1 protein-coding gene is annotated in these 15,793 nt (G+C 66.0%); it reads left to right on the top strand.

Going from position 1 to position 15,793, the window contains the following annotated elements; genetic code table 11:
- Nucleotides 1–128: 128 nt before the first annotated feature.
- Entirely contained in the window at nt 129–15,704 is a 15,576-nt protein-coding gene (locus ACIBG0_RS10690; RefSeq protein ID WP_397031371.1) for an amino acid adenylation domain-containing protein, read from the top strand.
- Nucleotides 15,705–15,793 lie beyond the last annotated feature (89 nt).

Here is a 15,793-nt window from a genome sequence, read left to right on the forward strand (position 1 = left end):
GGGCCGTTACCGGTGGTGACCGGTCCGGGTAGTGACGAGCGGGAGGGGAGGAAAGTTCCTATGCCGGGATATCGGTCGATGGGAGAGGTTCGGGTGCGGCCGCGCGATATCGGAGGGGGGTCGTTCGCGTGACCCGGCCAGCGCGTCGCCGCCCGGTCCGGACGCGTCAGTCGCGGGTCACCACGCTGCCGCAGCTGATGGCGGCTGCTGTCGAGGCGAATCCGGACGGTATCGCCGTGGTCTGCGCCGATGCGAGCGCGACCAAGGGGCAGCTCAGCTACGCCGAACTCGACGATCGGTCGACCCGGTTGGCGCGGTTACTCATCGAGCGCGGTGTTGGTCCGGAAGATCTTGTCGCCGTTGGTATCCCGCGGTCGCTGGAATCGGTGGTCGCGGTGTGGGCGGTGGCCAAGACCGGCGCCGGATTCGTGCCGGTCGACCCGAATTATCCGGCCGAGCGCGTCGCGCACATGGTGACCGATTCCGGTGCCGTGCTCGGGCTCGCGGTCGCCGAGGTGGCGGCGGAGTTGCCGGATCGGGCGGAGTGGCTGGTCATCGATACGCCGGAATTCGCATTGCGCCTCGAGGAATACTCGGGCGAGGCGATCACCTATGCGGACCGGGTCCGCGCGGTGCGCGCGGAGAACCCGGCCTACGTCATCTACACCTCCGGCTCCACCGGTAAACCGAAGGGCGTCGTCGTCACGCAGGCCGGACTGTCCAGCTTCTGCGACGAGCAGCGCGAGCGATACCGCGTGACAAATCAATCGCGCACACTGCATTTCGCGTCGCCGTCCTTTGACGCATCGGTGCTCGAGCTGCTGCTCGCACTCGGTGGCGCGGCGACCATGGTGGTGGTCGCGCCGAATATCTACGGCGGCGACGAGTTGGCGATGCTGCTGCGCCGGGAGCGGGTGACACACGCGTTCATCACCCCGGCCGCGCTCGCCTCGGTCGATCCGGCGGGCCTCGACGATTTTCGGGTTGTCGTCGCCGGTGGCGAGGCCTGCCCGCCGGATCTGGTGCGGCGCTGGGTGTTACCGCTCGCCGACGGTCGCACTCGTGAGTTCTTCAATGGCTACGGGCCGACCGAGACCACGATCATGACCAATATCAGCCCGCCGATGACACCCGGTGCGGTAGTGACCATCGGCGGTCCGATCCGCGCCATTACCGAATATGTGCTCGACGATCGGCTGAATAAGGTGCCTCGCGGCGTGGTCGGCGAACTGTACATCTCGGGTTCGCAGGTGGCGCGTGGTTATCACGATCGACCCGCGCTGACCGCATCGCGTTTCGTAGCGAACCCGTTCGATCCCAGCGGTTCGCGGCTCTACGCCACCGGTGATCTCGTGCGTTGGACCACAGCCGGTGAGATCGAATATGTGGGCCGCAACGACTTCCAGGTCAAGATCCGCGGTTTCCGCATCGAACTCGGTGAGATCGATGCGGTGCTCGGTGCGCACGACAGTGTGGACTTCGTCGTCACCGTCGGGCACAAACTCGACACCGGCGCAACGATTCTCGCGTCCTATGTGCACGCGGCGGCCGACGCGGTCGTGCAGACCGATGAGCTGACGGCCTTCGCCGAACGCTCGCTACCCGCGCATATGGTGCCGACCGTCATTACCATGCTCGATACGATTCCGCTGACCCCCGTCGGGAAGCTGGATCGTCGCGCACTGCCCGCACCGGTGCTGGAGACCAAGAAGTACCGGGCACCGGAGACCGAAATCGAACAGATCATCGCCGAGGTGCTCGGCGAGGTGCTCGGTATCGAGCGCATCGGTCTCGACGACGACTTCTTCGCACTCGGTGGCGACAGCATCACCTCGATCCAGGTGGTGTCGCGGGCCAGGGCGCGCGGGGTGATCTTCACGCCTCGAGACGTATTCGAATCGCGTACGGTCGCGGTCCTCGCCCCGCTCGCCACTCAGGGAGCCTCGGTCGAGACCGGTGTGCGGGGTCCGCTGGTCGAGCTGTCACAGGCCGATCATGACCGGCTGGCACGGGAATACCCAACGCTGGTCGAGGTGTGGCCGCTGACCCCATTGCAGTCGGGCATGCTGTTCCACGCGCAGTTGGCCGAGCAGTCGGTCGATGCGTATATGACCCAGTTCATGGTCGATCTCGGCGGTGACGTCGATGTCGAGCGACTACGTGCGGCGGCGGTGGCCGTGGTGGGTCGGCATGTGAACCTGCGGGTCGCGTTTGCCGAGGATGCCGCGGGCAATCCCGTGCAGGTCGTGCTCGACGAGGTCGAAGTGCCATGGCGTGCGGTCGATCTCACCGATCATGCGGATGCCATCGGCGAGTTGCAGGTCATCATGGCCGCGGAGCTCGCCGACCATTTCGATATGCGCAGGGCGCCGCTGCTGCGGTTCACCCTGATCCGTACGAGGGCAGCGGCCTATCACCTGCTGGTCACCAGTCATCACATCCTCATCGATGGTTGGTCGATGCCGCTGCTGACCCAGGATCTACTCACGCTGTACGTGCTCGGTGGTGATGCGAGCCAGTTGCCGCAGGCCCGCTCCTACCGTGACTATCTGGCCTGGCTCGGCGCGCAGGACCACAGTGCCGCGCGCAAGGCCTGGCGTGAGGTGCTGGACGGTATTACCGAGCCGACACCGCTGGCTTCCGTCGATCCGGCCCGCGAGATCTCCGCGGGCGCAGGCGAAGTCGCCTTCGAGTTGTCCGAGGCGGATACCAAGGCGCTGAGCCGCTCGGCCGCCGATGCCGGAGTGACCGTCAATACCGTCATCCAGGCGGCTTGGGGCTTGTTGATCGGCCGCAGTGTAGACCGCGACGATGTCGTGTTCGGCGCTACCGTTTCCGGACGGCCGCCGCAGCTCGATGGCATCGAGACGATGGTCGGCTTGTTCCTCAATGCGATTCCGGTCCGAGTGCGTCTGGATGCGAACGACACGCTCGCCGGATTGCTGCGGCAGTTGCAGGCCGAACAGGCGGCGTTGCTGGACCACCACTACCTCGGCTTGAGCGAAATTCAGGAAATCGTCGGCGTGGACGGGCTTTTCGACACTCTGGTGGTGTTCGAATCGTTTCCCGTCGACGAGCAGGCGCTGACAGCGGCGGCTGGTGCCCTCGATGGAATGAGCATCGACGGCGCGGTCGCGGTGAACGGCACGCACTACCCGGTCACTGTGGTGATCGTCCCTGGCGCGCGCATGCACTTCACCCTGAAGTACCTGCGCGATGTCCTCGACGAGACGGCGGCCCAGGGACTGGCACAACGCTTCTCGGTACTGATCGGACGGTTCCTCAGTGATCCGTTCGCCAAGATCGCCCAGGTCGATGCGCTGACCGATGCCGATCGCGCCGCACTCGACGCCGTCAATGCCACCGACTTGATTGAGCTGCTGGATGGTTCGACTCTGCTGACGCTGTTCGACGCGCAGGTCGCCCGCACTCCGGACGCACCCGCGATTCTTTGTGGCGATACCACGCTGAGCTATCGCGAACTCGATGCGCGTTCGCGGGAGCTGGCACATGTCTTGGTCTGTCGCGGTGTCGGCCCGGAATCGCTGGTGGCGGTGGCGATGCGGCGCAGCATCGAAATGTTCGTCGCGATCTACGGTGTGTTGCGGGCCGGGGGTGCGTATGTGCCGATCGATCCCGATCATCCGGCCGAGCGCAGTGCATATGTTTTGTCCAGCGCGGCTCCGGCATGTGTGCTGACCACGACCGGGACCGGCTTCGAAACCGAGATCGCGGCACCGCTCGTTTATGTGGACCTTTTCCCCCGACCTGATGACGTCTCGATACTCGGTGGCTTGCCGACCGACTCCCTCGCGGCACCACTTCCCGACAACACCGCTTACGTCATCTACACCTCCGGCTCGACCGGTCGACCGAAGGGCGTGGCGATCACGCATCGGCAGATGGCCAATCAATTCCGGTGGGCGCAGCTGACCTATCCGCACGGTCCCGGCGATGTGGTGCTGCACAAGACGCCGATCACCTTCGATATCTCCACATGGGAGCTGTTCTGGCCCTTGCAGACCGGTGCGGCGGTAGTCATCGCCGAACCGGACGGTCATCGCGATCCCGCGTACCTGGCGCGCCTGATCCGCGAATACTCCGTTAGCACGGCGCATTTCGTGCCGTCGATGCTCGACGCATTCCTCGACGGTGTGGGAAAGGCGGCCTACCCATCGTTGCGGCGGGTATTCGCGGCCGGTGAGGCATTGTCCGCGGGCACCGTCGCACGCTTCACCGCGTCCCTGCCGAATGCGGAACTGTTCAACTGGTACGGCCCCGCCGAGGCTACCGTGGTCACCGCTCGGCGCGCCGAAGCCGGTGGGCGGTTCGCGATTCCGATCGGTACCGCGGTCGCCAATACCCGAGTGCATGTGCTCGACCGGCATTTGCGGTCGGTTCCGGTCGGTGCGATCGGCGAATTGTATGTCGCTGGTGTGCAACTGGCGCGTAGCTATGTGCACGCCCCGGCGCTGACCGCCGAACGGTTTGTCGCGCATGCCGACGGTGCGCGGTTGTATCGCACCGGCGATGTGGTGCGCTGGGTGCCTGTCGATGGCGGATACGCTCTGGAATATCTGGGGCGCAGTGACTTCCAGGTCAAACTGCGCGGTCAGCGCGTCGAACTCGGCGAGATCGAGTCGGTGCTGCTCGGTCTGGATGCCGTGCAGCGTGCGGCCGTGGCGCTGATCAAGGGGAGCGCCGGTGATCGGTTGGTCGCCTATGTGGTGGCCGCGTCCGATGCGCGGATCGATGATGATGCGCTGCTCGGCCACGCACGCGCGGCGCTGCCGTCGTATATGGTTCCGTCCGCGATCGTGCATCTGGATGCCCTACCGCTCAATGCGAGCGGCAAACTCGACCGCAAGGCGCTGCCCACACCGGAGTTCATCGGACGGACCTACCGGGAGCCTTCGACACCGCTGGAACGCACCGTCGCGGAGGTATTCGCCGATCTGCTCGGCATCGAGCGCGTGGGTGCCGACGATGACTTCTTCGACTTGGGCGGCAATTCGCTGGTCGCCACCCGCGTAGTCGCCCGACTGGGTTCGGCCATCGGTAGCCGCGTCGCGGTGCGGGCTGTTTTCGAGGCACCGACGGTCACCGCTCTGGCCGCAGCGGTCACACCCGCTGCGGGTCAGCGCCGCGATGTGCCGCTGGTGGCCGGCTCACGGCCGGAACAGATCCCACTGTCGCTGGCACAGCAGCGGATGTGGTTCCTCAACCAGTTCGATATCGGATCGGCGGTGAACAATCTGCCGGTGGCGGTTCGGCTGACGGGTGCGCTGGATAGCGCCGCATTGCAACAGGCCGTCGGCGATCTGATCGAGCGGCACGAATCCCTGCGCACCGTTTACCCGGCCGACCGCGACGGCGTGCCACATCAGGTGATCCTGCCCGCGGCACAGGCGGTTCCGGATCTGACCCCGCAGCGCGTCGCGCCGGATGCGGTGCACGCGAAGGTCGTCGAGATCATCGCCGCCGGATTCGATGTCACCGATCAGGTACCGGTGCGCGGTGCGCTGCTCCAGGTGGGGTCAGCGGATGAGTACGTGCTCGTTTTCGTGGCCCACCACATCAGCGCGGATGGCTGGTCGATGGGGCCGATGACCCGCGACCTCATGCTCGCCTACGCAGCGCGCGCGGCCGGTACACCGCCCGCATGGCGGCCGCTGCCGGTTCAGTACGCGGATTTCAGTCTCTGGCAACGGAAAGTGCTTGGTTCCGAAGAAGATCCGGAGAGCCTGATCACCGCGCAGGCCGACTTCTGGCGCGCGGCACTGGTCGGTCTGCCCGATGAGCTGAACCTGCCCGCCGATCGGCCGCGTCCAACGGCACAGTCGTTCGCCGGTGGCACAGTCGGTTTCCGGGTGGACCCGCGGGTGCACCGAGGGCTGCGGGAGATCGGCCGCGAACAGAACGCGACGATCTTCATGGTGGTGCATACCGCGCTCGCGGTTTTCCTGGCCCGCCTGTCGGGCACCGAGGACATCGCGGTGGGCACGCCGGTGGCCGGTCGTGGTGCGGCCGAATTGGACGATGTCATCGGCATGTTCGTCAATACGCTGGTGCTGCGAACCCCGGTGCGCGGCAGTGCGACCTTCGCGGAATTGCTTTCGGTGGTGAAGGACGTCGATTTACAGGCCTTCGCGCATGCCGATATCCCCTTCGAGCGCCTGGTCGATCTGCTGAATCCGGAGCGGTCCACAGCGCGGCATCCACTGTTCCAGGTCGCGCTGTCGTTCCAGAATCTGCCGGACAATTCGTTCGAGTTGCCCGAACTGCGGGTCAGTGCAGTCGATCTCGAGATCGATACCGCGAAATTCGATCTATCGCTGGCGATTACCGAGCTGGCGGGCGGTGCCGAGGGCATGTACGCGGTGTTCTCCTACGCGCGTGACCTGTTCGATGAGTCCACGGTTCGGGTGTTCGCCGATCGGTTCGTGCGGCTGCTCGAGGCGATCACGACCAGGCCGGAGCTGCCGGTGGGTGATCTGTCGCTGCTCGCCGAATCCGAGGCGAAATTCCTGACTCGGGTGCAGCCGGATCATTTGACGGCCGGTGGGCTGCTACCCGATCTGCTGGTGCGTGGGCTGCGTCGCGGTGCGGATCGTACGGCCATTCGCTACCAGAACCGGTCGATCAGCTATCGCGAACTCGATGAGTACTCCTCGCGGTTGGCCAGGGTGCTGATCGATCGCGGTGTCGGTCCGGAAAGCCTGGTGGCGCTGGCTCTGCCGCGCTCCTACCAGATGGTGGCCGCCGTATTGGCGGTGTCGAAGGCCGGTGGCGCACATGTGCCGGTCGACCCGAATTATCCGGTGGACCGGGTGCGGCACATGCTGACCGATTCGGGTGCGCTTATCGGCCTCACCGCTTCGGAATTCCTGGGTGATCTGCCCCATGACGTGCAATGGCTCGCGCTCGACGATGCCGAGACGGAGACGTTGTGCGCGAACCGATCCGCGGCGCCGGTCACCGACGTCGACCGGATCATGCCCTTGCGACCGCACCACGTGGCCTACGTGATCTACACCTCGGGCTCGACCGGCATGCCTAAGGGTGTCGCCGTGACCCACACCGGACTCGGCGGACTGGTCGATCATTCAGTCGGCCTGTACCGACTGGAGCCCCGGCACCGGCTCCTGCATATCTGTTCGCCGAGTTTCGACGTATCGGTGCTGGAATGGCTTGTCGCGCTTTCGGTCGGCGCAACCCTGGTGATCGTGCCCGCGGCCATTATCGGCGGTCCGGAACTGGGTGATCTGCTGCGCAGCGAGCACGTCACGCATTCGATCATCACCCCGGCGGTGCTCAGCTCGGTGGATCCAGTCGGACTCGATCAGCTCGAAATGCTCATGGTCTGCGGCGATGCCACCACACCGGAGCTGCTCGGCAAGTGGCAGCCGGGCCGCAGGTACTACAACGGCTACGGTCCGACCGAGGCCACGGTGATCGCTTCCTACGCGGCGTTGCGGGCGGGTGCGCCGATCACGATCGGCACACCGGTATACGGCATGTCGGCGCTGGTGCTGGATGCCCGGCTGAACCCGGTGCCGCCGGGCGTCGCGGGAGAGCTGTATCTGTCCGGCGGAGCATTGGCACGCGGGTACCACAACCGCCCGGGGCTTTCCGCGCACCGTCTCGTGGCAAATCCGTGGGGCGAGCCGGGGGCGCGGATGTACCGCACCGGTGACGTGGTGCGCTGGTTCGCCGCACCCGACGTGCGGGCGGGCAATGCGGCGCTGCCGTCGATACCGTGGGCACTGGAATACGTCGGCCGCTCGGACTTCCAGGTGAAGATCCGCGGCTATCGCATCGAACTCGGTGAGATCGATGCCGTGCTCGGTGGACATACCGATGTGGAGTTCGCGACCACCATGGGCAGGCAGAGCGACGCGGGTGTGACGATCCTGGTGTCCTACGTGCTGCCGGCGCCCGGTCGGGTCATCGAGCCCAGCGTGCTCGTCGAGCATGCCGCGCGGCGCCTGCCGCCGCATATGGTGCCGTCGGTGATTGTCGTGCTCGACGCGATCCCGCTGACCCCGGTGGGCAAGTTGGATCGCAAGGCGCTGCCGGAACCGGTGTTCGAACAGGCGGCCTTCCGTGCGCCGAAGACCCATACCGAACAGATCGTGGCGAGCACCTTCGCCGCGGTGCTGCGCATCGGCACAGACGACAGTCGTTACCTCGGCCTGGACGACGATTTCTTCGCACTCGGTGGAAATTCGCTGCTGGCAACGCAATTGGTGGCGCGTCTCGGTGCAGCGCTGGATACCCGGGTACCCGTGCGGCTGCTCTTCGAGGCATCCACGGTCGCCGAACTCGCGGCCGAACTGGAACAGCTCACCGGTACCGGCAACCGCAAGGCACTGGTGGCAGTCGAACGACCGCAACACATTCCGCTATCGCTGGCCCAGCAGCGGATGTGGTTCCTCAACCGGTTCGACACCGAGTCCACGGCCTACAACATCCCGATTGCCGTGCGACTCACCGGCACACTCGATGTAGCGGCGCTGCGCCAGGCGGTCGCCGATGTGGTCGAGCGACACGAGATCCTGCGCACTGTCTATCCGCAGACCGACGCCGGTCCGGCCCAACTGATCCTGCCCTCGGATGCGGGCGGCCCTGAACTAGCGATCCGCGAGGTCGTGCCGCATGAACTCGAATCCGCCATCGTCGAGCTGACCGCGACGATCTTCGACGTCACCAGCGAGGTGCCGGTCCGGGTCGTGCTTTTCGATGTCGCCGGTGCAGCGGATCCGGCGGCAGTACCTGGCGTGGCTGCGCAGGGCTCCGCGGACGCCGCCATCGAACACGAATATGTGCTCGCCCTGGTCGTACACCACATCGCCGGTGACGGTTCGTCGGTCGCACCGCTGACCCGCGATCTGATGCTGGCGTATGCGGCCCGCGCCGCGGATACCGCTCCAGGCTGGGCACCGCTGACCGTGCAGTACGCGGACTACAGCATCTGGCAGCGCGAACTGCTCGGCAGCGAGGACGATCCGGAATCACTGGCGGCCGAACAGATTGCGTACTGGCGCGACGCACTGGCCGATCTGCCCGAACAACTGGATTTGCCGTCGGACCGCCCCCGCCCCGCAGCGCAGTCCTTCGCGGGCGGTACCGCCGAGGTGCGCATCGATCCCGAAACCCACCGTGCCCTCATCGAATTGGCCCGCGCCGAGGGCGCGACGCTGTTCATGGTCGTGCACACCGCGCTGGCCGTACTGCTTGCCCGGCTCTCGGGTACCGATGACCTTGCCATCGGTACCCCGGTGTCGGGTCGCGGTGAGGCCGCGCTGGACAATCTGATCGGCATGTTCGTCAATACCCTGGTGTTCCGCACCCGGGTGGACGCCGGTGCCACCTTCACCGAGCTCACCGCACGTCAGCGGGAGACCGATATCCGGGCATTCGCGCATGCGGATATCCCGTTCGAGCGGCTGGTAGAGGTGCTCAACCCGGTCCGCTCGACCGCGCGGCATCCGCTGTTCCAGGTCGGGCTGTCGTTCCAGAATCTGGAGCGGTCCAGCCTCGAACTGCCCGGCCTCACCGTTTCCGGTGTCGGTATCGACATCCACGTGGCGCAGTTCGATCTGAACCTCATCGTGAGCGATGCCTACGATGCGGACGGCGTGCCCGCCGGTATGGTCGGTCAATTCGTCTATGCCGAGGATCTTTTCGACCAGGCGACGGTCGAGGGCTTCGCGAAGCGCTTCACCCGCCTGCTCGACCAGATCATCGCCGCGCCGCGCATCCCGGTCGGCGACCTCGACCTGCTGGCCCCGGCCGAGCGGGAGCGAATCCTGATCGACTGGAACCAGACCGCCGATCCGGTGGCACCGGAACTGCTGCTCGACAGCTATCGCCGAGCGGTGGCTGACTATCCCGATGCGATCGCGGTGGTCTACGAAGGCACCGACCACCACCCCCCATCGAGTCGCTCCGCGACGCTGGCCCACCCGTCGCCCGACCACCACCCCCCATCGAGTCGCTTCGCGACGCTGACTTATCGCGAATTCGACCAGCGGGTCAACCGTTTGGCGCGGCTGCTGATCGAGCGGGGTGTCGGCACGGAATCCCTGGTGGGCCTGGCGATTCGGCGTTCGCTGGACCTGGTCGTCGGCATGTACGCGATCGTGACGGCCGGTGGCGCGTATGTGCCGCTGGATCCGGATCATCCGGCGGAGCGGATCGCGCACATTCTGGATACCGCCCGGCCCATAGTCGTGCTGACCACCACTGCGGATGCGGTTGCGGTGCCCGGTGATACGCCGTTGCTGCATGTGGATGCGTTGGAGCTGGACGAATTCGATGCGAATCCGGTGCGCGGTGATGAACTGCTGCGTCCGGTGCGTCCGGAGAACCCGGCCTACGTCATCTTCACCTCGGGCTCCACCGGTCGCCCCAAGGGCGTGGCGATTTCGCATGCGGCCATCCACAACCAGACGACCTGGATGTCGGCGCAATATCAGCTCCGCGTCGGCGATGTGTACCTGCAGAAGACGGCGACCACCTTCGACGTCTCGCTGTGGGGCTATTTCATGCCACTGCGCGCGGGCGCGAAACTGGTCGTCGCCACCCATGACGGCCACCGCGACCCGAGCTATATCGCGGAAACCATTGCCGCACATGGCGTGACTGTCACCGACTTCGTTCCGTCGATGTTGACGCTCTTCGCCGCGCACACTCCGGCGGGCTCCTGCCCGACGCTGCGGGACATCTTCGTGATCGGCGAGGCGCTGCCGCCGGAAACCGTCGACGCCGTGCGCGCCATATCGAATGCCCGCGTGCACAATCTCTACGGCCCCACCGAGGCCGCGGTCTCGGTGACCTACTGGGAGGCGCGCGGCAATGACCGCCCCACCGTCCCGATCGGCGTTCCGCAGTGGAACACCCAGGTATACGTGCTGGATTCGCGACTGCACCCGGTGCCAGCGGGCGTCGCCGGTGAGCTGTACCTGGCCGGTGACCAGCTGGCCCGCGGCTATGTGCGGCGACCCGATCTGACCTCGGACCGGTTCGTTGCCAACCCATTCGGCGACGGCGCCCGCATGTACCGCACCGGTGACCTGGTCGTCTGGCGTGCGAGCGGTGTGCTCGACTACCTCGGCCGCACCGATTTCCAGGTCAAATTCCGCGGCCAGCGCATCGAACTCGGCGAGATCGAAACCGCGCTGCTGGCCGAGGCTTCGGTGAGCCAGGCCGTTGCGGCGGTGCTGCCATCTACCTTGGGCGACCAGCTGGTCGCGTATGCCGTGCCAACCCCTGGTCACCAGATCGATCAGACTGAACTACTGACCGCGATCGCGGGATCTCTTCCGGCATATATGATTCCGGCCGCCATCGTGGCACTCGACTCGTTCCCGTTGAATACCAGCGGCAAACTGGATCGCAAAGCCCTGCCGGAACCCGCTTTCGCCAGTCGCGAATTCCGTGCTCCGGCAACACCGGTCGAGGAGATCGTGGCGGGTGTCTTCGGCGATGTGCTCGGCTCGGCGCGGGTCGGCGTCGACGACGACTTCTTCGCCCTCGGCGGCAATTCGCTGATCGCCACCCAGGTGGTGGCCCGGCTCGGTGCCGCCATCGGCGGTCGGGTGCCGGTGCGCACCTTGTTCGAGGCGTCGACGGTAGGTGGGCTCGCGGTCAAGATCGAACAGCACGCTGGAACCGGTGGTTATCGCCCGCTGAGCGCCCGTCCGCGTCCGGAACGGATTCCACTGTCGCTGGCACAGCAACGGATGTGGTTCCTCAACCAGCTCGATCCGTCCTCGGCGGTGAACAATATCCCGGCCGCCGTGCGCCTGACCGGTGCGTTGGATCTGGTCGCGCTGCGGCTGGCCGTCGCGGATCTGATCGAGCGGCACGAGGTACTGCGCACTGTTTATCCACAGACCGATGACGGTCCAGTGCAAGTGATCGTGCCCGCCCGACAGGCGGTGCCGGATATGACGCCGGTGCCAGTTGGCGCGGCTGATCTGTCCATGCACGTCATCGCGACGGCCTCGGCCGGATTCGATGTGACGGTGGAAGTTCCGGTGCGGGCCAAGCTCTTCCAGGTCGAGACCGACGAGCATGTGCTCGTGCTGGTTGCCCATCACATCAGTGCGGACGGCTGGTCCATGGGCCCGCTGACCCGTGATTTGATGATCGCCTACGCATCCCGATCGGCCGGTGCGGCACCGGCCTGGGCGCCACTTGCGGTGCAGTACGCCGATTTCAGCCTCTGGCAGCGCGAAGTGCTGGGTTCGGAAGCCGATCCAGACAGCGTCATCACGGCGCAGGCGAACTACTGGCGCAACACACTCGCCGGATTGCCGGACCAGCTGAATCTGCCTACGGACAGGCCGCGGCCGACGACGCAGTCCTTCCGCGGCGGTCGGGTGACCTTCACGATCGGCACCGAATTGCACCGCGAGCTGCGGGAACTCGCCCGCGCCGAGAACGCTACCATGTTCATGGTCGTGCACACCGCGCTGGCGGTTCTGCTCGCGCGGTTGTCCGGTACCGATGACATCGCGATCGGCACCCCGGTCGCGGGTCGCGGTGGGGCCGAACTCGACCATGTGATCGGCATGTTCGTCAACACCCTGGTGCTGCGCAGCGAGGTACCAGGCGCCCTTGGTTTCACCGCGCTGCTGGCGCAGACGAAGGATGCCGATCTACGGGCTTTCGCCCACGCCGACATTCCGTTCGAGCGACTGGTCGACCTACTGAACCCGGTGCGCTCGACCGCCCGGCATCCGCTGTTCCAAGTCTTGCTTTCGTTCCAGAATCTGCCCGAGAACTCGTTCGAACTGCCTGGCTTGCGCATCGGCGCGGTCGATCTGGAGATCGATGCCGCGAAGTTCGATCTCTCGCTGACCATTCAGGAATCCGCCGGGATGGTCGCCGAATTGACCTTCGCGAGGGATCTTTTCGATGACATCACTGTCCAGGGATTCGCGGACCGGTTCGTCTGCCTGCTCGAGCGGATCGTCGCGCACCCGGACGCCCCGGTCGGCGATATGGATCTGCTCAGCGATGCCGAACGGGCGGTGGTGCTGTGGCGGTGGAACGACACCAGCCATGAGCTGGGCGTGGTGGGGACGCTTGTGGATGAATTCGCGAGGCAGGCAGCGCGCACGCCATCCGCGGTCGCGATCATCGAGCCAGCGACCAGCACCTCGTTGGACCATCCGTCGCCCGACCACTCCCCATCGAGTCGATCCGCCACCCTGACATATGCCGAATTCGGTGCGCGTGTGCACCGGTTGGCGCGACGGTTGATCGAGTCCGGTGTCGGTCCGGAAAAGCTTGTCGCCCTCGGCTTGCGGCGTTCGGTCGACTTTGTGATCGCGGCGTACGCGGTGCAGGAGGCGGGTGGCGGTTATGTACCGCTCGATCTCGATCAGCCCGCGGACCGGCTCGGGTATGTGCTCGAGTCGGCCGCGCCGGTGTGCGTGCTGACCACCTCGCGCGACGCCTTCGCGACCGGGCTGCCGACGTTGATGATCGACGAGCTGGACCTGTCCGGCTACTCGGGCGAGCCGGTCACCGATCGGATCGCGCCACTGCGGCCGAGCAACACCGCATACGTCATCTTCACCTCCGGTTCGACCGGTCGTCCGAAGGGCGTGACGGTACCGCATTCAGCGGTCGTGAACCAGATCCGTTGGATCACCGGCGAATACGGCATCGGTGCCGATGACGTCGTCTTGTTCAAGACCCCTGCCACGTTCGACGTGTCGGTGTGGGAACTGTTCGGCCCGCTGTCCACCGGTGGTCGAATCGTCGTGGCCGGCCCGGACGGCCATCGTGACCCGCAGTACCTCGCGGAAGTCATTGCGGCCGAACAGGTCACCATGACCTCGTTCGTGCCTTCGATGCTGACCGTCTTCGCGGGCGCAGTCGACGCCGCAGCCTTGGCGTCGCTGCGCACCCTACTGATCGCAGGTGAGGCCCTGACCGCCGACGCGGTACAGGCCATCCGCATGGTCAGCTCGGCCGAGCTCTACAACCTCTACGGCCCGACCGAATTCGCCGTCCACGCGACCCATTGTCCGGTGGCCGCCGATATCGATAGCGCGGTGCCGATCGGCCTGCCGGTCTGGAATGCCCAAGCGTACGTACTGGATTCCCGGCTGCACCCGGTCCCCTCGGGTGTCGCGGGCGAGTTGTACTTGGCCGGTGCACAGTTGGCGCGCGGCTACGCCGGTCGCACCGACCTGACCGCGGAACGCTTCGTCGCCAACCCGTTCGGTGCCCCAGGCTCCCGGATGTATCGCACCGGCGACCTGGTCACCCGCGAGGCCGACGGTTCGATCGGCTACCTCGGTCGCACCGACTTCCAGGTCAAGCTGCGCGGTCTGCGTATCGAGCTCGGCGAGGTCGAAACCGTACTCATCGGACATGATTCGGTGGCACAGGCGGTGGCAGTGGTGCGTTCAGATCAGCTCGTCGCCTACGTCGTACCCGCGACCACCGTCGATGCCGAGGCACTGCGGACCCATGTCGCCGAACACCTTCCGTCCTATATGGTTCCCGCCGCCATCGTCGAACTCGATGCCATGCCGTTGAACCCCAACGGCAAGCTCGATCGCCGAGCGCTGCCCGCCCCCGTCTTCGCGGCCAGGGAGTTCCGCGCGCCGACCACGCCACTCGAATCGACCGTCGCCGATGTCTTCGCCGAGGTGATCGGCGTCGAGCGGGTCGGCCTGGACGACGACTTCTTCGGCCTCGGCGGAAATTCGCTACTGGCCGCCCAGGTCGTCAGCCGACTGCGCAAGGTGACCGGCGCGCAGATCAAGGTCGCCTGGTTCTTCACCGAGCCGACAGTGCTCGGCATCTCGAAGCAGATCATCGCGGCACTCGAGCACGGACACGATGTCGAATTCGGCGCCGCGGCCGCACTCGGCGTGCTCCTGCCGATCCGCGCCGCGGGCACCAGGCCACCGCTGTTCTGCGTGCACCCGCTGGCCGGACTGTCGTGGTCCTATGTCGGACTTGCCCGGGTCCTCCCGGCCGACCAACCGATCTACGGCATCCAGACGCCCGCGCTCACCGAGGACGACTACCACCCGGGCTCGGTGGCCGAGATCGTTCGCCGCTATGTCGCCGAGATTCGGGCGGTGCAGCCCCAGGGTCCGTACCGGATACTCGGGTGGTCGCTCGGCGGCAAACTCGCCCACGCGGTGGCGACCGAACTGCAGGCCGACGGCGCGCAGGTCGAGTTGCTCGCGATCCTGGACGCCTACCCGGGCGGCGACTTCACCGATTTCCGGAACCAGATCCGTCAGGCCTTCACAGAATTGGGTCTGGACGCCACGGCCCTGCCCGCGGCGGAAAACCTGCAGGAAATCGGTGACGAGGCCGTGGCAGCGCTGCACGCGATGGCCGTCGGCCAAGGCGTCGACGTGCTCACACCCGAACGACTACGGCTGATCTACCGCACGGCCATGCGCACGGTCGAGCTGGACTCGCAGTACCGGCCGGGGGTGTTCGAGGGGACGCTCGAGTTCTTCAGCGCGTCGGTAGCTGCCGAGGCTCGAGGCGATCGCACCCCCGCCGACTGGCAGCCTTTCGTCTCCGATGAGATCATCGATCGCCCGATCGGGTCGACGCACGAGTTGATGACCTCTGCCGAAGCGTTGGCCGAGATCGGTCCCCGGCTCGCTGAGCTGCTCGAACCCCCTGAGCGTCGGCGATCGGCGGGGTAGCGCGGGTAGATCGTCGGCGTGCGCAAGCGGCCAATGCGGTTACGATCGGCGTCTGACCATGCGATGCTTCTGAGCAAACGCTGGGAGGG

The sequence above is a fragment of the Nocardia sp. NPDC050630 genome, from assembly GCF_044457245.1.
Taxonomy (GTDB): domain Bacteria; phylum Actinomycetota; class Actinomycetes; order Mycobacteriales; family Mycobacteriaceae; genus Nocardia.